This window comes from Arthrobacter sp. AOP29-A2-19, assembly GCF_058138025.1.
The window spans coordinates 757,740-776,746 of sequence record NZ_CM176894.1; the positions used below are offsets into that span (position 1 = coordinate 757,740).

Genomic DNA, 19,007 nt, shown 5'->3' on the forward strand with positions numbered 1-19,007 from the left:
AAACCGCGCCACGCGTTGGGTTCGGCGCGCTTCCCAGACTCGCGAACAGAAACGGCGGACCCATGTTGCGCACGCACCGACCGGCGGCGGCCATCGCCACACTGTCCCTGGCGCTCGCCGCGACGCTCGGTGCGGCCCCCGCCGCCAGCGCCTCCGCCGCTCCGGCGGCCCCGGCGCCGTCGCCCATGGTTTCGACACTTGCCTTGCCATCGCTGGCCTCCCCGCCGCTGTCCATCCCCGTCTCATCGGCCGCCCTCGCGCTGCCGGCCGCGACCAAGACCGTGCCGCGGAACCCCGCGCGCGCCGACGTCCTGGTCAACAAGGCCCGCCCGCTGGTGCCCAAGACGTTCGCGCCGCGGCTGACCACGGTCAAGGGCGTGTCCGGCGTCGCCGTGCGGCTGCAGTCCGGGGCTGCCACCGCCTACGCGAAGATGGCCGCCGGCGCGCGGAAGAACAGCGTGACGCTGCGCGCGACGTCGAGCTACCGCTCCTACAACGCCCAGGCCACCCTGATGGCCAACTACACGAAGTGGTACGGATCCGCCTACGCGAAGCGCGTTGTGGCGCCGGCCGGGACGTCCGAGCACCAGACCGGGTTCGCCGTCGACGTCTCCACGGCGGGCGGCGCCGGAACGTGGATGGCGAAGAACGCGTACCGCTACGGCTTTATCCTGCGCTACCCGAAGGGCCAGGAGAAGGTCACCGGCTACGCCTACGAGCCCTGGCACTACCGCTACGTCGGCACCGGGATCGCGGCGTCGATGCGGAAGAGCGGCACCCCTACCCTGGAGCACCACTACGGCGTGGCGGGCGCGGCGACGCCGGCCGCCAGGCCCGGGACGAAGACCACCACGGCCAACCTGAACCTGCGCGCCGGCGCGGGGACCGGCTACCGCATCCTGAAGACCGTGCCGAAGAACAAGAAGGTCACCACCACCGGCAAGCGCAGCGGCGCCTGGTACCAGGTGAAGTACGGCACGACGACGGGCTGGATGTCCGGCGCCTACCTCAAGTAGCCGCCGGCCGCGTCGCCGCTCCGACGAAGGTTCCTGCCCCACCCCACCGGCGTTTCGACGAAGGCAGATGCGCAAAATCGCCCGAATGCGGGCGTCTAGCGTCGGTGAAACGGAGGCGGGGGACAGGTACCGTCACCCAAATACCGCTGCCGGCCCCTCCGGTTCCAGGTAGCGCGCCGCGCGCAGCACCAGCTCCAGCTCGAACCGGGCCCGCGGGTCCTCCAGCGCGTCCCCGAACAGCTCGCGCAGCTGCGCCACCCGGTAGCCGACCGTCTGCGCGTGGATCCCGAGCTCGGCGGCGACGGGGGCGCGCTGGCCCCAATGCCGCAGCCAGCTCAGCAGAGTCTCCTCCAGCCGCGCGCGCTGGGCGGGCCGCAGCGACTCCAGCGGGCGCAGCCGGCGGGCCGCCAGCTCGGAGACGGCGAGCGGCTCGGCCCCCAGCACGATCTCCGCGAGGTGCTCGTCCGCCCAGAGCGGCAGCCCGTCCTCGCAGTCCGCGGGGGGAAGGGCGGACGCCGCGAGAACGGCCAGGCGCAGCGAGTCGCCGGCCTGCTCCGGCTCGCCGGCCGGCCCCACGACCGCCTGCCGCCCGCGCAGCTTGTCGCCCAGGGCCGAGCGAGCGCTGCCGCCGGGCGCCGCCGGAACCAGCACCACGGCGTCGGTCTCCCGTTCCACGACCAGCGCCCGCGCGCCGAGCTGCAGCCGCAGGCCGGCGGTCTTGTCCACCGGGAGCGTCACGACGGCCAGCCGCTGCGGCAGCACCCAGTCGGCCATGGCGGCGGCCTGGCGCAGCGAGCCCTCGTCCGTGTGGCCGCGCAGCAGCAGCTCCACCAGGTCGGTGCGCCGGCGCTCCAGCTCCCCGGCGCGCTCCGACTGCTCGAACGCGTACGCCTCCACGCTGACGGCGGAAAGCTCGTCGATGTAGGCGAGGATCGATTCGCCCAGGTTCACCACCACGCCGGAGCCCAGCTCCATCTCCATGGAGATCTTCGACAGCTCGCGGAACGTCACGCGCGCCCCGGAGCGGTAGGCGCCGAGCAGCGCGTCCATGCTGCGGCCCTGGCGGAACTCGCCGCTGCCCAGCCCGGCGACCAGCGCCCGCGTCTCGTCGGACAGCGCCGGCATCGAGGTGCCAGGCAGATCCAGGAACCGCTCCAGGGCGCCGGCCACCCCGCGGCGCAGGCCGCGGCCGAACCGGCCCTCGATCGGGCGCGCGTACGCGGGGACCAACTGCGGGACGGCATTGATGATGGCCTCGACGACGGAGGGGAGGTAGGGGCGCAGCGCGTCGCCGACCTCGGGCGGCAGGGCCAGCCACGGCGGATCCGTGTGGGCCCCGCCCGGCGCACCGGGAGCGACATCTGACATGGGAGGAGTCCCCTTCTTTAGTCCGCCGGGATAGTTTCCTACGGTCAATCGTATGTGGTGCGTGGAGAAATATGGCGCCAACGGCCATAGACTGGGAGCATGATTCGGCTCCGTTCGCTGGCACAAGCCGCATCCGTCCTGACCCATCCCCTGTCCGCGGAGGATGTCCTCTCGCTGTTCGATCCGGTGTTCTCCCACCGGCAGCTCCGGGGTGTGGTCACGAGCGTGGTGCGCGAAAACGCCAACTCCACCACCATCCATTTCCGGCCCGGCCGCGGCTGGAAGGCGCACCTGGCCGGGCAGTGGGCGCGCATCGGCGTCGAGCTCAACGGCGTCCGCCACTGGCGCTCGTACTCGCTCAGCGCCGCCGCCGGCCAGGACCCCGCGATCACCGTGACCGACGTCGGCTCCGTCTCCGGCACGCTGGTCCGCGAGACCAAGCCCGGCGACATCCTCTTCCTGGCGCCGCCGCAGGGCGACTTCACGCTCCCCGAGCACCCGCGGCCGCTGCTGATGCTCACGGCCGGCAGTGGCATCACCCCGGTGATGTCCATGATCCGCACGCTCGTCCCGCGGCGCCCTGACGCCGACGTCGTGCTGGTCCACTCGGCCCGCAGCTCGGCGGACAGCCTGTTCCTCGAGGAGCTGCGGGAGCTCGCCGACCAGTTCAAGAACCTCCGCGTTGTGGAGCACTTCACCGCCGAGTCCGGCCGCCTGGACCTCGCCGACGCCGCGGGCCTCGACGACCTCTGCCCGGACTGGCGCGAGCGCGCCGCCTACGCCTGCGGCCCCACGGGCTTCCTGGACGACGCCGAGAAGCTCTGGGCCGAGTCCACCGGCACGCAGGGCGGCTGCCAGGACCTGGTCATAGAGCGCTTCAGCACCGAGTTCGTGGGCGGCGACGGCGAGGAGGGCGGCCTTGTCACGTTCGAGGCGTCCGACCGCGAGGTCGAGGCACCCGGCGACGAAACACTGCTCGACGTCGGCGAAGACGCCGGTATCCTGATGCCCAGCGGCTGCCGCATGGGTATCTGCCACAGCTGCATGGTTCCTCTCCGCGCCGGCAAGGTCCGCGACCTACGCACCGGGGAAGTCCACGGCGACCCTGGCCAACTAATCCAGACGTGTGTCTCGGCAGCCGCCGGTCCCGTCAACCTCGACCTCTGAGGAGTATCCGCATGACGACAACCACGAACAGGCCCACCGAGGCGGACGACACCAAGTCGTACGCCCCGGAGACGACGGTCCGCAAGCGCAAGCCGGGCATGCTGGCGGAGACCGGTTCGCCGGCCGTCCGCCCGCCGTCCGCCGCGCACCTCTCCGACGAGCAGGTCGCCGAGCTGTGCCGCGAACTCGACGCCATCAAGGACGACGTCCTGGCCAAGCGCGGCTCCGCGGACGCCGCCTACATCCGCCGCGTGATCAAGCTCCAGCGCGCCCTCGAGCTCGCCGGCCGCGCGGCACTGGTCGGCGCCGGGCGCAACAAGTACGCCTGGGTCGCCGGCACCACCATGCTGTCCTTCTCCAAGATCATCGAGAACATGGAGATCGGCCACAACATTCTCCACGGCCAGTGGGACTGGATGCGCGATCCGGACATCCACTCCACTACGTGGAAGTGGGACTTCATCACGCCGGCCCGCTCCTGGCAGCACACGCACAACGACCAGCACCACAGGTGGACCAACGTCCTGGGCAAGGACAAGGACGTGGGCTACAACCTGCTCCGGATGGACGCCGACCAGGAGTGGAAGCCGGTCAACGTCCTGAACCCCGTCTTCAACGCGCTGCTGGCGCCGGTCTTCGACTGGGGCATCGCGCTCTACGACCTGGAGGTCACGGAGTTCAAGGCCGGGGAGAAGTCCAAGGAGGACTTCATCCGGGACCTCAAGGCCTTCGGCAAGTCCGCGATGAACCAGGTGACCAAGGACTACCTGGCCACCCCGGCGCTGGCCATGCTCAGCGGCTCCGGCAAGCAGGCCCTCATGGGCACGCTGGTCGCCACCGCCGTTCGCAACGTGTGGGCGCACGCGGTCATCTTCTGCGGCCACTTCCCCGAGGGCGCCGAGACGTTCTCCGAGGAAATGGTCGACGGCGAGACCCGCGGCGACTGGTACGTGCGGCAGATGATCGGCTCGTCGAACATCTCCGGCTCGAAGTTCATGCACTTTATGACCGGCAACCTCTCCCACCAGGTGGAGCACCACCTCTTCCCGGACCTGCCGTCCAACCGCTACGGCGAGGTGGCCCCGAAGGTCAAGGAGATCTGCCGCCGCTACGGCCTGCCCTACAACACAGGCCCGCTGCACAAGCAGGTCGGCTCCGCTTGGGCGAAGGTCTTCCGCCTGGCCCTTCCGTAACCGGCCCTCGCGCCCTCCGGTCCTCGGCGGGCGCGCCGCGTTTCGCCGAGCGTAGATGCCCGGCCCCCGCGTTTCACCAAAGGCAGATGCCCCAAAACGACCTTTTTGGGGCATCTGACTTTGTCGAAACGGGGGCGCGGGGGCGCGTGGGTGCGCGGGGCGCCAAAACCACCCCCGCGTTGCCTTGCCCCGGACCCCGGGCGCGCCCACCATGGACACATTCCCACCCAAGGAGGAGCCATGGCTACCGAGGCCTACGGAATTGTGCACTTCTTCCCCGGCGGCACACGGGAGCAGTACGACGCGTCCCTCGCGGCCGTCCACCCGGGCGCGGACGAGCTGCCGGCCGGGCAGATCTTCCACGCCGCCGGCCCCTCGGAGGGCGGCTGGACGATCCTGGCGGTGCACGAGTCGCGGGAGAGCTGGGAGGCCTTCCGCGACGGCACGCTGCTTCCGGCGTTCAACAGGGGCATCGAGGGCGGTTTCACGGCCATGCCGGAGGAGACCGTCGTGGACCTGTACAAGCTGCTGCCCTGACCGCCGCGGCGCCCGGAGGCTAGGGGCGCTGCCCCGCCACGAGCTTCTTCGCCGCCGCGAGGTGCGCGGCGGTGCACTTCCCGCCGTAGCCCGCCCGCCACGTGCCGCCCGACGCGGTGGTGCCGGAGAGGCGCGCGCCCATGGCCACGGCCATGCAGTCGGCCATGTGCTCGGTGCCGTTCGCCCGTCCGTAGACCCTGTCCATGCGCGCGTCAAGGGCCCGGACGTCGTACGCGAAGGCACGGTACTGCAGGATGTGGGCGCACTCGTGGAACTGGACGGCGACGGCGGCCGGGTGGTTCGGGTCCAGGGTTCCACTGCGCCGCCAGCCGGTGTCCAGGAAGATGCGCTCGTGCCACGTCGCGGGCCGGCCGGCCAGCTGGGCCTCCGCCTTGTTGCCCACACCCCGGCCCGCGGTGACGGGCACGCCGGAGCACCAGGGCTGCATGTTCTTCGCCGCGGACTGGCCCCACGTGAGCCGGCCGACAGCGGTGGACAGCGCCACCTTCGCGACGTTGCCGGCGGACAACCAGCCCGTGCGGGAGCCGTACTGCACGTGGATGCGCCCGTTCGCCTGGCCGTTGGTGCGCGTGGCCACGGTGTAGTCGGCGGGGATGGTGGCGACGCGCGTGGACGACGTCGCCGAGGCGTAGAGCCGGGCGGACGACGCCGTCTGGTACTTCGCGACGACGGAGCGCCGGAGGTTGGCGGCGGGCGCCCAGCCGGTCCGGCCCGCGCTGTAGAGCTGGACGAGCCCGCCCGAGACGCGGCCGGTGGACACGGCGCGCTGCCCCTTCGCGAGCGTCAGCACCACGGCGCCCGAGCCGGCGCGGACGGTCAGCGGGAGGGCGCGCGTGGACTCGTAGCGGATCCGCGGCAGCCGCTCGGCGTGGGCGGACGCGAACCACCCCGTGGCGCCGGCGTGGCCGGTCAGCACCCAGCCGCGGCTGAGCGCCCGGGCCGTCAGGACGGTGCCGGTCGGGACCACGGACAGCTTCGGGCCGGACCAGGAGGCGCCGGAGCGCAGCGGGCTGGCGCGGACCACCCGGTAGAGGGCAGGGGGAGCGGCGGGGGCAGCCGAAGGCGAGGCGAGCGGCGCCGACGGGACGGCGAGCGACGCCGGGACCACGGGCGCAAGCGCCGCCGTCGTGAGTTCGGGGGATGCCGGAATGGTGGACGACGCCGGCGCGGCGGCCGCGGCGGGCGCCGGCCCGAGCGCGCCGAGGGCGAGCCCGCCCAGCAACAGGGCGGCCGCGAGCGTGGTGGCGTGACGCCGCATCCGGTTCCTTTCGACGTCGCCAGCGTAACCGACCCGAACCGGCGGGCCCGGGGCCACGCCCTAAACTGGTTTCCATGACTTCCCCCGCCACCACGGCAGCCGCCCCGCTGGTTCTCGGCATCGAATCCTCCTGCGACGAGACCGGCGTCGGAATCGTGCGCGGCGCGGAACTGCTGGCCAACGCCGTCAGCTCGTCGATGGACGAGCACGTGAGGTTCGGCGGGGTCATCCCGGAGATCGCGTCGCGCGCGCACCTGGACGCGATGATCCCGACCCTGCAGGCGGCCCTGGACACCGCCGGCGTGACGCTGGACGACGTCGACGCGCTCGCCGTGACCTCCGGGCCGGGACTCTCCGGCGCGCTGATGGTCGGCGTCGCCGCCGCCAAGGCGCTGTCCCTCGCCACCGGCAAGCCGCTCTACGCCATCAACCACCTGGTGGCGCACGTCGGCGTCGGCGTGCTCGACGGCGGGGAGCTGCCCTCCAGCCTCGGCGCCCTGCTGGTCTCCGGCGGCCACACCGAGATCCTCAAGGTCGACTCGCTGGCCACCGACGTCGTGCTCCTGGGCGCGACGATCGACGACGCCGCCGGCGAGGCGTACGACAAGGTGGCCCGCCTCCTGGGCCTCGGCTACCCGGGAGGGCCGGCGATCGACGCGATCGCCAAGGAGGGCGACCCGAAGGCCATCCGCTTCCCGCGCGGGCTCACGCTGCCGAAGTTCACCGGGACGCCCGAAAACCCGGGCAAGCACCGCTACGACTTCTCCTTCTCCGGGCTGAAGACGGCCGTGGCCCGCTGCGTGGAGCAGTACCAGGCCCGCGGCGAGCAGCCCCCGGTGGCGGACATCGCGGCGTCGTTCCAGGAGGCCGTGGTGGACGTGGTCACGTCGAAGGCGGTGCTGGCCTGCAAGGAGCACGGGCTGGAGAACCTGCTGCTGGGCGGGGGCGTGGCGGCCAACTCGCGGCTGCGCGAACTGCTCGCCGCCCGGTGCGCGTCCGCGGGGATCTCGCTGCGCATCCCGAAGCCGAGCCTCTGCACGGACAACGGGGCGATGGTCGCGGCGCTGGCCGCCCAGGTGGTGATGGCCGGCGTCGGCCCCTCCGGGATCGCGTTCGGCACCGACTCGGGCCAGCCCGTCAGCGCGATCTCGCTGTAGCCGGCCATGGAATCCACCATCGCGATGATCGCGCTTATGGGGCTCGGCATCGCCGGGCTGTCCGTGGGGGCGCGGGTGTACAACGGCGTCTGGCGGTCCTGGGCCGGGTCCGCGTGGGGGCGGAGCTGCCCGCACGTGGCCCTGGGTGCCCTCTGGATGGGCGCGGGGTTCATCGTCCTGGCGTTCGGGTTCGTGACGGCCGAGGTCTTCGCGTCGAGGCGCGCCGCCGAGGCCGCGTACACGGCCTGCGTCTGGACGGGATCGGCGATCGTGTTGGCCTCCGGCGTCTGCGCGTTGACGCGCTTTCCGGCGTTTATGGTCCCGGCGTGGATGCGGGGGCGCGCGGGCGCCTAATCGCGGGCGCCTGACCCCGGCCGCGGCCGTCGGTGTGCCGCGGGGCGCGGGCGCCGGTTCCGGGCTCAGACGCCGAACGCGGCCGGGTATTCGACGGTTCCCCGGGGCGCGGGTTGCGCGGGGTCCAGCAGCAGCGCCATAAACGCCTCGTCCGGGACCTCGAACGGCGGCACAACGCCGAGGCCGGAGGCGGGGGCGAAGCCGAACCGCGGGTAGTATCCCGCGTGGCCGAGCACCACCATCAGGTTCTCGCCGGCATCGCGGGCCGCCGCCAGCGCGCCGCGGATCGCCGCGCCGCCCGCCCCCGTGCCCTGGTGGTCCGGGAGGACGGCGCACGGGGCGAGGGCGAGCGCCGGCCGGCCGCCCACCCGGCACCGGGTGAGCAGGGCGTGGCCGGCCACGGTCCCGTCCGGGGCCACGGCGACGTGCGAGAGGCCGTCGATCCAGGCCTCCGGGTCGGCGCGCAGCGCGTCGACGAGGTCCGCCTCCGCTGGCGTGGGGAACGCGGCCTCGTTGACGGCGCGGACGGCCGCGGCGTCCGCCGTCGTCTCCGGCCTGGTGCCCCAGCGGGTGGTCATCGCGCGCCGGGCCTAGGCGATGTGCATGCGGGCGACGTTGTCCGCGACGACGGCGCGCAGGTCCCCGCCGTGTTCCTTCGCGATGCGGCGCTGCCACTGGTAGCCGGCGCCGCCGCGGATGATCCGCTCGACGTCGCCCAGCTCCTTCGAGCAGCCCAGCTTCTTAGCGACGGGCTCGAGCCGGTCAAGCTCCCGCTCCAGGTGCTCGGTCACCAGCATCTCGTCGCCCGCCTCGTTGAGGATGATGATGGCGTCCAGCCCGTAGCGGGCGGCGCGCCACTTGTTCTCCACGCGGTACCAGGGCGGCATCACGGGGATCGAGCCGCCATTGTCCAGCGTGGTGGACATGTCGTCCACGAGGCACTGGGTCAGGGCCGCGATGGCGCCGATGTCCTGCAGCGAGGAGAGCCCGTCCGCGATGCGCATCTCCACGGTGCCGAAGCGCGGCACGGGGCGGACGTCCCAGCGGATCTCCGTGATGTCGTCGATGACGCCGGTGTGGACCATGTCCCGGACGTAGCCCTCGAAGCCCTCCCACGTCTTGAAGTGGTAGGGGAGCCCGGCCGTGGGCAGCTGCTGGAACATCAGCGCGCGCTGGGACGCGTAGCCGGTGTCCTCGCCGCCCCAGTACGGGCTGGACGCGGACAGCGCCTGGAAGTGCGGCTGGTAGTTGACCAGGCCGTCGACGACGGGAAGCGCCTTGTCCCGGCTGTCCAGGCCCACGTGCACGTGCACGCCGTAGATGACCATCTGCTGGCCCCACCACTGGGTGCGGTCGATGAGCCTGGCGTAGCGCTCCTTGTTGGTCACCGGCTGCAGCTTCGGCGGCGCGAACGGGTGGGACCCGGCGCAGTAGAGGTCCACGCCCATCGGGTCGGTGACGTCGCGGATCGCCTTGATGTTGGTGTGCAGCTGCCGCTTCGCCTGGTCCACCGTGTCGCACACGCCGGTGACGATCTCCACGGTGTTCAGCAGGAGCTCCTGCTTGATGTGCGGGTGCTCCTCGTCCTCCTCGAGTTCGCCGTGCAGCGTGTGCACCCCGAGCAGCACCTCCTGCGCCACGGACCGGAGGTCGCCGGTCTTGCTGTCCACCAGCGCGATCTCCCACTCGACGCCGAGGGTGGACTGCCGCGAATGGGCGAAATCGATCTGCATCCAGACTCCTGACAAGCACAATGTGGTGGGACGACGGCCAGTCTATCGGCAGGGGTAGCCTAGGATCCGTGGCTTTGCGCAAGACATCCCTGACCGTGGCGGTTCTCACTGCCTCCCTCGCCCTGGCCGCGTGCACCCCGGCGCCGGTGGCTCCGACGGGCCCGGCCGGCGGTTCGCCGGGCTCCGGGGGCGGCGCACCGGCGTCGTCCCCCCAGACGACGCCGGAACCGGCGCGGACCGGCTGGGGGCCGCTCGAGTCCGACGTCGAGGCCGCCACCGAGGCCGTGGCCGCGATGAGCTTGGCCGAGAAGGCGGGGCAGGTGTTCGTCGACTACTACACGGGGACCGATCCGGCTGCGGAGCTGGCCAAGGCCAAGCGGCTGCACCTCGGCGGCGTGATCGTGATGGGGGACAACGTGCCGCTGGCCGCGGGCGGATCCTCCGGCGGAGGCGCCGCGGGCGAGGGCGCCGCCGGAGGAGCGAGCGGCGTCGACACCAGGAAACTGGCCGCCACCACCGCCAAGTTCCAGAAGACGCTGTCCGCCGGACGCGACTGGCCCGGCATCGTCGCGGTGGACCAGGAGGGCGGCATGGTGGCGCGCGTAAAGTCGCCCCTGACGGAGTGGCCGTCCCCGATGGCGTACGGCGCCGCGGGGGATACGGGCCTGACCGCGCGGGCGCAGGAGGCCATGGACACCGAGCTGGCCGCGCTCGGGTTCACGATGAACTTCGCGCCGGACTCGGACGTGACGCTCGGCCCCGCGGATCCGGTCATCGGGGCGCGGTCCTTCTCCTCGGACCCCGAGGCGGTCGGGGAGCAGACCGTGGCGGGGATCGAGGGGGCGCTGGCCGCCGGCGTGCTGCCGTCGGCGAAGCACTTCCCGGGGCACGGCTCCGTCACCACCGACTCGCACGTGGGGCTGCCCGTCCAGGACGCGACCCTGAAGGAGCTCAAGGCACGCGACTGGCAGCCGTTTGCACGGGCCATCGAGGCCGGGACGCCGATGGTGATGGTCGGGCACATCGCGGTCGAGGCGCTGGAGCCCGGCGTCCCGTCGTCGCTGTCCTCCGCGACGTACGGCGCGCTCCGGGACCTCGGCTTCGAGGGCGTGGCCGTGACCGACGCGCTGAACATGGGCGCGGTGGAGCAGTCCGCCCCCGGCGGCGGGGCGGCCGTGGAGGCGCTGGCCGCCGGGGCCGACCTCCTGCTGATGCCGGCGTCGATCGATGAGGCCCACGCGGCGGTGGTCGACGCGGTGGAGTCCGGGGACGTGCCCGAGGAGCGGCTCGACGAGGCCGCGACCCGCGTGGTGGCGATGATGATGTGGCAGGGGCACATGGCCAAGGACTTGGACGACGGCGGGCGTTCGCTGTCCTCCGCGGATCCCGCGTCCTCCGGCGACGGAGCCTCCGTGGCACGCGAGCTGGCCCGGGCGTCGGTGACCGTGGTGTCCGGGGAGTGCTCCGGGGCGCTGGTGGGCTCCGGCATCCGGATCGCGGGCGGGACGGCGGCGGACCGTTCGCGCCTGGCCGGCGCGGCGTCCGACGCGGGCCTGACCGTGGGGAGCGGGACGCTGGTCACCCTGCTGGGCGGGTCGCACACGCCGGGGTCCGGCGACGTGGTGGTCTCGCTCGACGCGCCGTGGGGGCTGGCGTCGTCCACCGCCGGGTCGAAGATCGCCCTCTACGGGCGGACGGCGGAGTCCTTCGAGGCGCTGGTCGGGGTGCTCACGGGGGAGCGCGAGGCCCCGGGCAAGCTTCCGGTGGCCGTAGGAGACTTCCCGGCGGGCACGGGCTGCGCCCCCGCCTGACCCGCCTCATCCTTCCCCGCCCCCACCCCCACCCCCACGCCCACGCGTTTCGCCAAGGGTAGATGCCCGATTCGGGCCGAAATCGGGCATCTACCTTCGGCCAAACGGGGGCGGCGGACATCCGGCTTTGGCGAAAGCGGCCGCGCGCGTGGAGGCCCGGCTATCGCGGTCGGCCATTGCGCCGCCCGCGGGCCCAGCCTCGGCGTCGTGCCTGTGGATATCGCCTGCAGCGCCGGGCCGTATTGGGCACGATGGTGTCATGGAGCATCCACGCCGCGCCGGGACGAAGCGCGAAACCCCGGGCATCTTCGCGTTCAGGGACGGGCTCGAGCTGGGGCTGACCCCGGGCGCGATGCGTTCGAGGCGTTTCGACGCGCCCACCCGAGGACTGCGGCGCGTGCCGGGCGGAACCGTGCCGCAACTCGAGGTCCTGCGCGCCTACTCCGCCTTGGACGGCGGGACATACCTCAGCCACCGCAGCGCGGCGCTGGCCTGGGGCATGTGGATTCCGGGCGGCAACGCGGCCTTGCCCATACACGTCACGCGGGTGAGGGGGAGCGGCGGGCACTCCCGGCGACCCAACGTCATCGGACACGTGGCGCCGCTGCTGGAGCGCGACCGGCGCGTGGAGCACGGGGTGGCCCTGACCTCGCCGGCCTGGACCTGGGCGGACCTCGCCGGAACAGGGTTAGGGCTGGGCGACCTCGTGGCGGCGGGGAATTCGCTGCTGCAGCCCGCCCTCGGCCCGCCGCGGCCGAGCGGCGTCGTTGGTTCGCACCCGCTGTCCGGCCTCGCCGAGATCGACGACGTGCTGGAGCGCCGCCGCTCGGTTCCCGGCGTGCGGCTTGCCCGCGAGGCGCGGGAGCTCCTGACGCCCTGGTTCCATTCCCCGATGGAGTCGCGGCTCCGCGCGCTGCTCGTCGAGGCGGGCATCGACGACCTCGAAGTCAACGTGCGGCTGGATTTCCCCGACGGCTGGACCGTGATGCCGGACCTGGTGATCCGGTGGGCGCGCATCGCCATTGAGTACGACGGCGAACACCACCGCGTCGACCGTGTCCAGTACGAGCGCGACATCGACCGCGACGCGCGGCTGCGCGAACGGGGGTGGACCGTGCTGAAGGTGACCGCGTCGGTCTTCACCCCGGCGGGCAGGGACAAGTTCCTCGGCCGCCTGCGGAGGGAACTGCTTCGCGCCGAGGCTGCGTGAGCCACGGGCGACCCGTTGCCCGATGATCTGCGTCGCGGATGCCGATGGCGGCCCGGCTTTCGACGAGGGCAGACGCGCGCCGGCCCGGTTTCGCCGAAGGACGATGTCGGGTTCGGCGCCAAACTCGACATCTGCCCTCGTCGAAACGCCGGCGCGCGGGAGGCGCTCGCCCGTCGAAACGCTGGCACGGCGCCTTGCCTAACGCGCGCAACACCTCCGGACTAGTGTGGAGCCATGCCGATCTTGAACAAGGACATGACCCTTTGCATCTCGCTCTCCGCCCGTCCGAGCAACAACGGCACCCGCTTCCACAACCACCTCTACGACCAGCTCGGCCTGAACTGGATCTACAAGGCTTTCGCCCCCACCGACCTTGCGCTGGCCATCGCGGGAGTGCGCGGCCTGGGCATCCGCGGGTGCGCCGTCTCCATGCCGTACAAGGAGCGGGTGATCGAGCTGGTAGATGAGATGGCGCCGTCGGCCGCCGCGATCGACTCCGTCAACACCATCGTGAACGACGACGGCATCCTCACGGCCCACAACACCGACTACGCCGCCGTCGCGGCCCTGCTCGCGAGCAAGGGCGTCGACCCGGCCTCGAGCGTCGCCCTGCGCGGCGCCGGCGGCATGGCCAAGGCGACCGCGGCCGCCTTGCGCGACGCCGGGTTCACGCGCGTCACGGTCATCGCCCGCAACGAGGACGCGGGGCGGGCGCTCGCCGGACTCTACGGCTTCGGCTGGGCGCCACGGCACGACGGCGCCGCCGACGTCCTGATCAACGTCACTCCGATCGGCATGGCAGGTGGCGCCGAGGAGATGCAGCTGTCCTTCACCGAGGAGCAGGTGGAGGCTGCGCACACCGTGTTCGACGTCGTCGCCGTCCCCGCTGAGACGCCCCTGATCCAGGCCGCGCGCCTGCTGGGCAAGCGGGTCATCACGGGCGCCGAGGTCATGACGCTGCAGGCGCTCGAGCAGTTTGTCCTGTACACGGGCATCACGCCCACGGCCGAGCAGGTCGCCGCGGCGGAGGAGTTCATGCGCGCCGGATAGGCCGGCGGCCGACGATAAGGAGCAGACCATGAGGTTGACGCTGACCCAGTTCGTGACGCTTGATGGTGTGTCCCAGGGACCGGGCTCCCCGGACGAGGACACCAGCGGCGGGTTCACCCGGGGCGGCTGGTTCGTGCCGTTCCTCGACGAGCGCTTCATCCAGCTCGCCGCGGGGTGGCTCGCCGAGGCCGACGGGCTGCTCTTCGGGCGCCGCACCTACGAGAACTTCGCCCGCGACTGGCCGGCGATGGACGATCCGGACGACCCGTTCGCCGCCAAGATGAACGGCCTGCCCAAATACGTCGCCTCCCACAGCCTCGAGTCGGCGGGCTGGGATCCGTCCACGCTCCTGAACGGCGACGTCGCGGCCCAGGTGGCGGAGCTCAAGGGGCGCCACGGCCGCGAGCTGCAGATCCACGGCAGCGCGACGCTGGCGCAGTCGCTGCTCGCCGCCGGGTTGATCGACCTGGTGCGTCTGGTGGTGGCCCCGGTGGTCGTGGGAACGGGCCGGCGCCTGTTCCCCGAGGGCGGCGCCACGGCGGGATTCTGGCTTGTCGGCACGGAGAACACGCCCGGCGGACTCGCCGTCCACACCTACGAGGCCGCCGGCCAGCCATCGTTCGGCACCTACGACGGCCCCCACGCCGCGGGCAACGACTCCGGGTCGTAGGGCCGCCGTCGTTTCGACGACGGCACCTGTCCCCGCCCCCCGTTTCGACGAGGGCAGATGCCCCCATAGGGCCCAAAACGAGCATCTGCCCTCGTCGAAACGGGGGGGAGGGGGGCAGCGGGAGGGCGCCGCGCGTCGACTACGCGGGGGCGACCTCGATCGCCACACGGGCGTCGCCGATGCGGGTCAGCACCAGGGTCGCCTTCTTCTTGGCGGACTTGCCGGACCCCGCCAGCAGGACCTTCCGCAGCTCCTCCGGCGTGACGTCCAGGCCGCGCTTCTTGATGTCCAGCACTCCGATCTTTTCCGCCTTGGCCCACGCGCGCAGCGCCTTGACGTTGTAGGGGCGCACGTTCAGCACCCGGTAGGCGCGCGCGAACGGGGTCTCCACCAGCGACGGGGCGCAGAAATACGCGATGTGCGGGTCCACCAGATGGCCCCCCACATGGTCCAGCGCCTCGGCGACCAGGCCGGCGCGGATGACGGCCCCGTCCGGCTCGTAGAGGTACCCGTCCACGTCCCCCACCGGAACCTCGCCCCGGACGGACGCGCCGGCGTCGTAGTCCTCGGCGCTGGTCAGCTCGTCGGCCGCGCCGTCCGCGCCGACCACCAGCGCTGCGCGGCGCACGCCCGGCCGGGCCAGCGGGCCGAACCAGAGCGCCGCCTCGGTCACGTCGCCGCCGACGGACACCCACTGAGCCTCGCACGCCGCGGGCAGGGACTCGTGCGGGATGCCGGGCCCCAGCTTCACGCCGACAGCGAGCCCGCGCCCCGCGAGCGACTCGACGAAGGACAGCGGCGGGCTGAACGCCTCGGGGTCGAAGATCCGCGACGTGCCCGAGGACGACGTCGTGCGGCGCGCCGGATCCAGCCAGACGCCGTCGAACCCGTCCAGGTCGAACTCCGTGGCGTCAGCGTTCACCACGCGCGCGTTGCGCCACGGCATAAGGTTCACCATCGCCGCCGCCGCGGTGGTCTCGTCCAGTTCGACGGCGGTCACGTCCAGCTCCAGCGCGGCCATCGCCATCGCGTCCGAGCCGAGGCCGCATCCCAGGTCCGCGACCTTCGAGACCCCGGCCCGGACGAACCGGCGGGCGTGCATGGCCGCGACGTTCAGCCGTGTGGCCTGCTCCAGCCCCGCGCGCGTGAAGAGCATGTGTGCGGCGAACGGCCCCAGCTTCTCGGCGCCGCGGGCGCGCAGCCGGGCCTGGTGGACGACGGCGGTGACCAGCTCCGCGGGGTGGCCCTCCTTGCGCAGCCGCAGGTTCAGCTCCAGGGCCGCGCGGTCCGTGGCGGCGGCGTCGGGGGCAAGGGAGTTCAGGAGGCCGAAGCCCTCGGGGGACAGGACGGGCGCGAGGTTTTCCACGGCGGCGGCGGGGGAGGGCATGCATCAACCCTAATGCGCACGCACCCGCCGCGTTCGGCCGCGGCTACCCGCGCTCCGCGTCCCGGAGCACAAAGCGCTGCAGTTTCCCGCTGGGCGTCTTGGGCAGCGAGTCCACGAAGCGCACGCGCCGCGGGTAGGTGTGCGCGGCATGGCGCTCCTTGACCAGCTGCTGCAGCTCCCGCTCCAGGTCCTCGGACGCGTCGGCCGGATCGCGGAGCACCACGTGCGCCACCACCACCTCCCCGCGGAGTTCGTCGGGCACCCCGATGACGGCGCTCTCCAGGACCTTCGGGTGCTCGGCCAGCACCGACTCGATCTCGAAGGGGCCGATCCGGTAGCCCGCCATGATGATGACGTCGTCGTCCCGCGAGGAGAAGTAGGTGTAGCCGTCCTCGTCGCGGTGCCCGGTGTCGCCCGTGAAGTACCAGCGGCCGTCCGCGCTGAAGCGCTCCGCGGTCCGCTCCGGCTCGTTCGTGTAGCCCTGGAACCAGAACAACGGGCTCGCCGGGACGTCCAGCACCACGCGCCCGGTCACGCCCGGCGCGGCGGGAACGTCCTCCGCCATCTCGAGGACGGCGCTGGTGTAGCCCGGCATGGCGAAGCCCATCGAGCCGGGGCGGACCTCGCGGGAGGCCGACTCGTGCCAGCAGTTCACGATGCACATGCCCATCTCCGTCTGCCCGTAGTGGTCGCGGACCGCGGCGCCGAGGTACCTGGACGACCAGGAGATGGTCTCCGCGTCCAGCGGCTCGCCCGCGCTCGACGCCCGCCGCAGCGCGAGATCGCCGACGCCCTCGGGGCGCGCGGCGCGCATGGAGCGGATGATGGTGGGGGCGCCCGCGAAGTTGGTGACGCCGAATTCCTTGAGGATTCTCCAGCAAAGCTCGGCGTCGAAGCCGCTGCGCAGCAGGAGGTTCCGGCGGCCGGTGTAGAGCGGGCCCAGGATGCCGTAGTAGAGCCCGTAGGCCCATCCCGGATCGGCGACGTTCCAGAAGACGTCGTCCTCGCGGACGTCCAGCCCGTAGTGCATGTAGGCGGCCAGCGCCTCCAGGGCCCTGACCGGGACCGGGACGCCCTTGGGCGTGCCGGTGGTGCCGGACGTGAAGATCTCCACCAGCGGGTCGTCCAGGGAGCGCTCGGCGGCCGGGAACCCGGGATGCTGGTCGTCGATGAGGACGTTCAGGTCCAGCGACTCCGGGCTTCCCACGGGGCCGGCCACCACGATGGTCAGGCCGAGCGAGGCCTCCAGGCCCTCCAGCTTGTGTTCCCACGCGGCGTCGGCGACGACGAACCGGGTGCCGCTGCGCTGGAGCCGCACCTCGATGGCCGGCGTGCCGAAGGCGGTGAACAGCGGCACGTGGACGGCGCCCAGGCGCCACAGGCCCACGAGCGTAGCGACCAGGTCCGCGCCCTTGCCCATCAGTGTGGCCACCCGGTCCCCGGGCCCGACGCCGAGCGCGGCGAAGGCGGCCGCGGCCCGCTCCGACCGGTCCTTGAGCCAGCCGTAGGTGAGGTCGGTCCGCGAGAGGTCCGCGCCGACGACGGTGAACGCCACCGCGTCGGCGGGGTGCCGGTCGCAGAGCAGCTCGGCGGGCTTGAGGCTGGTCCGCGGCATCGGGACTGGTTCTGGCATTGGTTGCACCCCGCTCGGAACGGCGCTGTTCCGGTAGATCCACACCGGGCCGTACGGTCCGGAGGCTGTCACCCCCATGCTAACCACACGGTTTGCGGAGCCGGGAGCCCGGCGGCGCGCCGGCGTGCGGGGGAGCCGCGGCCGACGACGACGCACGACGACGACGGCGGTGCGCGGCAACTGCGGTGCGCGGCAACTGCGGCGCCCGACAACGGACGGCGCCCGATAACGGACGGCGCCCGATATCGGCGGCGCCCGGTCGCGGGCACCGGCGCGCTCCCGTAGGCTGGTGGGCTCCCCGGCGCGGCCGCGCGGGGGAAGCGGAACACCGAACGACCACACGCCGCAAGGCGAACCAGCCGAGAAGGAACCCCGATGTCCCCAACCCAGTCCGCACGCCTGGCCGCCCTGCCCAAGGCCGAGCTGCACCTGCACATCGAGGGCACCCTGGAGCCGGAGATGGCGTTCCGGATGGCCGCGCGGAACGGCGTCGTGCTGCCCTACGCGGACGGTGAGGAACTGCGCGCCCGCTACCGCTTCACCGATCTGTTGTCCTTCCTGGACGTCTACTACGAATGCATGGCCGCGCTGCGCACCGAGGAGGACTTCGCCGAGCTGTGCCAGGCCTACCTGCGCCGCGCCGTCGAACAGGGCGTGCGCCACGTGGAGATGTTCTTCGATCCGCAGGCCCACACCTCCCGCGGCGTGCCCGTGGACACGGTGATCGACGGCCTGCTCGCCGGCTTCCGCAGCGTGGCGGCGGAGGCAGACCTGACCGGCGGCCTGATCCTGTGCTTCGTGCGCGACCGCCCCGTGGAGGAGGCGGCCGAGACCCTGGAGTCGGTGCGGCACCGCGCCAGCGACCTGATCGGCGTCGGCCTGGACTCCGCGGAGGTGGGCTTCCCGCCGTCGCTCTTCGAGGGCATCTTCGCCGAGGCGCGCGCGATGGGGCTCCACCTGGTCGCGCATGCCGGGGAGGAGGGCCCGGTGGATTACATCGAACAGGCCCTGGACCTGCTGCGCGTGGAGCGCATCGACCACGGGGTCCGCTGCATGGAGAGCCCGCGTATGGTGGAGCGGCTGCGCACCGAACGGATCCCGCTCACCGTGTGTCCGTTGTCCAACCTCCGCCTCGGCGTGGTGTCCGACCTCGCCCGGCATCCGCTGCCGGCGATGCTCCGCGAGGACCTGCAGGTCACGCTCAACTCGGACGACCCCGCCTACTTCGGCGGCTACATCGCGGACAACTTCGAGGCGGTCGCCGACGCCCTGGGCCTGGGGGAGGAGCAGCTGGAGCTGCTGGCGCGCAACTCCGTCACCGGTTCGTTCGCCGCGCCGGAACGGAAGGCGCAGCTGGTGGCGGAGATCGACGCCTGGGCACTGGCCGCACGCTAGCGAAATCCCGCGGCACGCGCGCCCGCCGCGGCGGGACGCCCGGGGTA

At 72.5% G+C, this 19,007-nt stretch carries 17 protein-coding genes; 11 read left to right on the forward strand and 6 right to left on the reverse strand.

Going from position 1 to position 19,007, the window contains the following annotated elements:
* The first annotated feature begins 62 nt into the window (after window positions 1-62).
* Entirely contained in the window at window positions 63-1,016 is a 954-nt protein-coding gene (locus AC3ZJJ_RS03435) for a D-alanyl-D-alanine carboxypeptidase family protein (RefSeq protein WP_489893861.1), read from the forward strand.
* A gap of 132 nt (window positions 1,017-1,148) precedes the next feature.
* On the opposite strand, the gene AC3ZJJ_RS03440 is transcribed toward AC3ZJJ_RS03435, so the two are convergent.
* Window positions 1,149-2,384, reverse strand: coding sequence for a PucR family transcriptional regulator (locus AC3ZJJ_RS03440; RefSeq protein WP_489893862.1), 1,236 nt, complete (start codon window positions 2,382-2,384; stop codon window positions 1,149-1,151).
* Between the two features lie 99 nt (window positions 2,385-2,483).
* On the opposite strand from AC3ZJJ_RS03440, the gene AC3ZJJ_RS03445 reads away from it, so the two are divergent.
* The 3 genes from AC3ZJJ_RS03445 to AC3ZJJ_RS03455 all read left to right on the forward strand — a co-directional run bounded on the left by AC3ZJJ_RS03445 (window position 2,484) and on the right by AC3ZJJ_RS03455 (window position 5,281).
* Window positions 2,484-3,551, forward strand: a complete 1,068-nt coding sequence (locus AC3ZJJ_RS03445; RefSeq protein ID WP_489893863.1) for a ferredoxin reductase — start codon at window positions 2,484-2,486, stop codon at window positions 3,549-3,551.
* An 11-nt stretch (window positions 3,552-3,562) separates the two neighbouring features.
* Window positions 3,563-4,744 carry a fatty acid desaturase family protein gene (locus tag AC3ZJJ_RS03450; RefSeq protein ID WP_489893864.1) on the forward strand — a complete coding sequence of 394 codons (1,182 nt, stop codon included), beginning with the start codon at window positions 3,563-3,565 and terminating at the stop codon, window positions 4,742-4,744.
* 240 nt (window positions 4,745-4,984) lie between these two features.
* Complete coding sequence (locus AC3ZJJ_RS03455; RefSeq protein WP_489893865.1) at window positions 4,985-5,281, forward strand: hypothetical protein; 297 nt, start codon at window positions 4,985-4,987, stop codon at window positions 5,279-5,281.
* A gap of 19 nt (window positions 5,282-5,300) precedes the next feature.
* Here AC3ZJJ_RS03455 and AC3ZJJ_RS03460 read toward each other — a convergent pair whose 3' ends face one another.
* Window positions 5,301-6,560, reverse strand: a complete 1,260-nt coding sequence (locus AC3ZJJ_RS03460) for an SH3 domain-containing protein (RefSeq protein WP_489893866.1) — start codon at window positions 6,558-6,560, stop codon at window positions 5,301-5,303.
* A gap of 74 nt (window positions 6,561-6,634) precedes the next feature.
* On the opposite strand from AC3ZJJ_RS03460, the gene tsaD reads away from it, so the two are divergent.
* Together tsaD and AC3ZJJ_RS03470 are read left to right on the forward strand one after the other, a co-directional pair.
* On the forward strand, window positions 6,635-7,717 hold the full coding sequence (gene tsaD / locus AC3ZJJ_RS03465) for a tRNA (adenosine(37)-N6)-threonylcarbamoyltransferase complex transferase subunit TsaD (protein WP_489893867.1): 1,083 nt from the start codon (window positions 6,635-6,637) through the stop codon (window positions 7,715-7,717).
* Between the two features lie 6 nt (window positions 7,718-7,723).
* Window positions 7,724-8,071 carry a hypothetical protein gene (locus tag AC3ZJJ_RS03470; RefSeq protein ID WP_489893868.1) on the forward strand — a complete coding sequence of 116 codons (348 nt, stop codon included), beginning with the start codon at window positions 7,724-7,726 and terminating at the stop codon, window positions 8,069-8,071.
* 65 nt (window positions 8,072-8,136) lie between these two features.
* Here AC3ZJJ_RS03470 and AC3ZJJ_RS03475 read toward each other — a convergent pair whose 3' ends face one another.
* Together AC3ZJJ_RS03475 and AC3ZJJ_RS03480 are read right to left on the reverse strand one after the other, a co-directional pair.
* The gene (locus tag AC3ZJJ_RS03475) at window positions 8,137-8,649 is read right to left on the reverse strand and encodes a GNAT family N-acetyltransferase (RefSeq protein WP_489893869.1); all 513 of its coding nucleotides are present in this window, start codon (window positions 8,647-8,649) and stop codon (window positions 8,137-8,139) included.
* Between the two features lie 12 nt (window positions 8,650-8,661).
* Window positions 8,662-9,804, reverse strand: coding sequence for a glutamate--cysteine ligase (locus AC3ZJJ_RS03480; protein WP_489893870.1), 1,143 nt, complete (start codon window positions 9,802-9,804; stop codon window positions 8,662-8,664).
* A 74-nt stretch (window positions 9,805-9,878) separates the two neighbouring features.
* Between AC3ZJJ_RS03480 and AC3ZJJ_RS03485 the strand changes: the two genes are divergently transcribed.
* From AC3ZJJ_RS03485 to AC3ZJJ_RS03500, 4 genes are all read left to right on the forward strand, one after another.
* The gene (locus AC3ZJJ_RS03485) at window positions 9,879-11,615 is read left to right on the forward strand and encodes a glycoside hydrolase family 3 protein (protein WP_489893871.1); all 1,737 of its coding nucleotides are present in this window, start codon (window positions 9,879-9,881) and stop codon (window positions 11,613-11,615) included.
* Window positions 11,616-11,874: 259 nt separating this feature from the next.
* Entirely contained in the window at window positions 11,875-12,825 is a 951-nt protein-coding gene (locus AC3ZJJ_RS03490; RefSeq protein WP_489893872.1) for an endonuclease domain-containing protein, read from the forward strand.
* Between the two features lie 234 nt (window positions 12,826-13,059).
* Window positions 13,060-13,875, forward strand: a complete 816-nt coding sequence (locus AC3ZJJ_RS03495) for a shikimate 5-dehydrogenase (protein ID WP_489893873.1) — start codon at window positions 13,060-13,062, stop codon at window positions 13,873-13,875.
* Window positions 13,876-13,903: 28 nt separating this feature from the next.
* On the forward strand, window positions 13,904-14,545 hold the full coding sequence (locus tag AC3ZJJ_RS03500) for a dihydrofolate reductase family protein (protein WP_489893874.1): 642 nt from the start codon (window positions 13,904-13,906) through the stop codon (window positions 14,543-14,545).
* Between the two features lie 139 nt (window positions 14,546-14,684).
* Here AC3ZJJ_RS03500 and AC3ZJJ_RS03505 read toward each other — a convergent pair whose 3' ends face one another.
* Together AC3ZJJ_RS03505 and AC3ZJJ_RS03510 are read right to left on the reverse strand one after the other, a co-directional pair.
* Window positions 14,685-15,932, reverse strand: a complete 1,248-nt coding sequence (locus AC3ZJJ_RS03505; RefSeq protein WP_489893875.1) for a class I SAM-dependent methyltransferase — start codon at window positions 15,930-15,932, stop codon at window positions 14,685-14,687.
* A 43-nt stretch (window positions 15,933-15,975) separates the two neighbouring features.
* Window positions 15,976-17,565, reverse strand: a complete 1,590-nt coding sequence (locus AC3ZJJ_RS03510; RefSeq protein WP_489893876.1) for an AMP-binding protein — start codon at window positions 17,563-17,565, stop codon at window positions 15,976-15,978.
* Window positions 17,566-17,940: 375 nt separating this feature from the next.
* Between AC3ZJJ_RS03510 and AC3ZJJ_RS03515 the strand changes: the two genes are divergently transcribed.
* Window positions 17,941-18,960, forward strand: a complete 1,020-nt coding sequence (locus AC3ZJJ_RS03515) for an adenosine deaminase (protein ID WP_489893877.1) — start codon at window positions 17,941-17,943, stop codon at window positions 18,958-18,960.
* The last annotated feature ends 47 nt before the right edge of the window (window positions 18,961-19,007 follow it).

Bases quoted from the DNA above. Each gene is read 5' to 3' on its own strand.
- AC3ZJJ_RS03435 (WP_489893861.1), top strand. From the start codon at position 63: ATGTTGCGCACGCACCGACCGGCGGCGGCCATCGCCACACTGTCCCTG.
- AC3ZJJ_RS03440 (WP_489893862.1), bottom strand. From the start codon at position 2,384: ATGTCAGATGTCGCTCCCGGTGCGCCGGGCGGGGCCCACACGGATCCG.
- AC3ZJJ_RS03445 (WP_489893863.1), top strand. From the start codon at position 2,484: ATGATTCGGCTCCGTTCGCTGGCACAAGCCGCATCCGTCCTGACCCAT.
- AC3ZJJ_RS03450 (WP_489893864.1), top strand. From the start codon at position 3,563: ATGACGACAACCACGAACAGGCCCACCGAGGCGGACGACACCAAGTCG.
- AC3ZJJ_RS03455 (WP_489893865.1), top strand. From the start codon at position 4,985: ATGGCTACCGAGGCCTACGGAATTGTGCACTTCTTCCCCGGCGGCACA.
- AC3ZJJ_RS03460 (WP_489893866.1), bottom strand. From the start codon at position 6,560: ATGCGGCGTCACGCCACCACGCTCGCGGCCGCCCTGTTGCTGGGCGGG.
- tsaD (WP_489893867.1), top strand. From the start codon at position 6,635: ATGACTTCCCCCGCCACCACGGCAGCCGCCCCGCTGGTTCTCGGCATC.
- AC3ZJJ_RS03470 (WP_489893868.1), top strand. From the start codon at position 7,724: ATGGAATCCACCATCGCGATGATCGCGCTTATGGGGCTCGGCATCGCC.
- AC3ZJJ_RS03475 (WP_489893869.1), bottom strand. From the start codon at position 8,649: ATGACCACCCGCTGGGGCACCAGGCCGGAGACGACGGCGGACGCCGCG.
- AC3ZJJ_RS03480 (WP_489893870.1), bottom strand. From the start codon at position 9,804: ATGCAGATCGATTTCGCCCATTCGCGGCAGTCCACCCTCGGCGTCGAG.
- AC3ZJJ_RS03490 (WP_489893872.1), top strand. From the start codon at position 11,875: ATGGAGCATCCACGCCGCGCCGGGACGAAGCGCGAAACCCCGGGCATC.
- AC3ZJJ_RS03495 (WP_489893873.1), top strand. From the start codon at position 13,060: ATGCCGATCTTGAACAAGGACATGACCCTTTGCATCTCGCTCTCCGCC.
- AC3ZJJ_RS03500 (WP_489893874.1), top strand. From the start codon at position 13,904: ATGAGGTTGACGCTGACCCAGTTCGTGACGCTTGATGGTGTGTCCCAG.
- AC3ZJJ_RS03505 (WP_489893875.1), bottom strand. From the start codon at position 15,932: ATGCCCTCCCCCGCCGCCGCCGTGGAAAACCTCGCGCCCGTCCTGTCC.
- AC3ZJJ_RS03510 (WP_489893876.1), bottom strand. From the start codon at position 17,565: ATGCCAGAACCAGTCCCGATGCCGCGGACCAGCCTCAAGCCCGCCGAG.
- AC3ZJJ_RS03515 (WP_489893877.1), top strand. From the start codon at position 17,941: ATGTCCCCAACCCAGTCCGCACGCCTGGCCGCCCTGCCCAAGGCCGAG.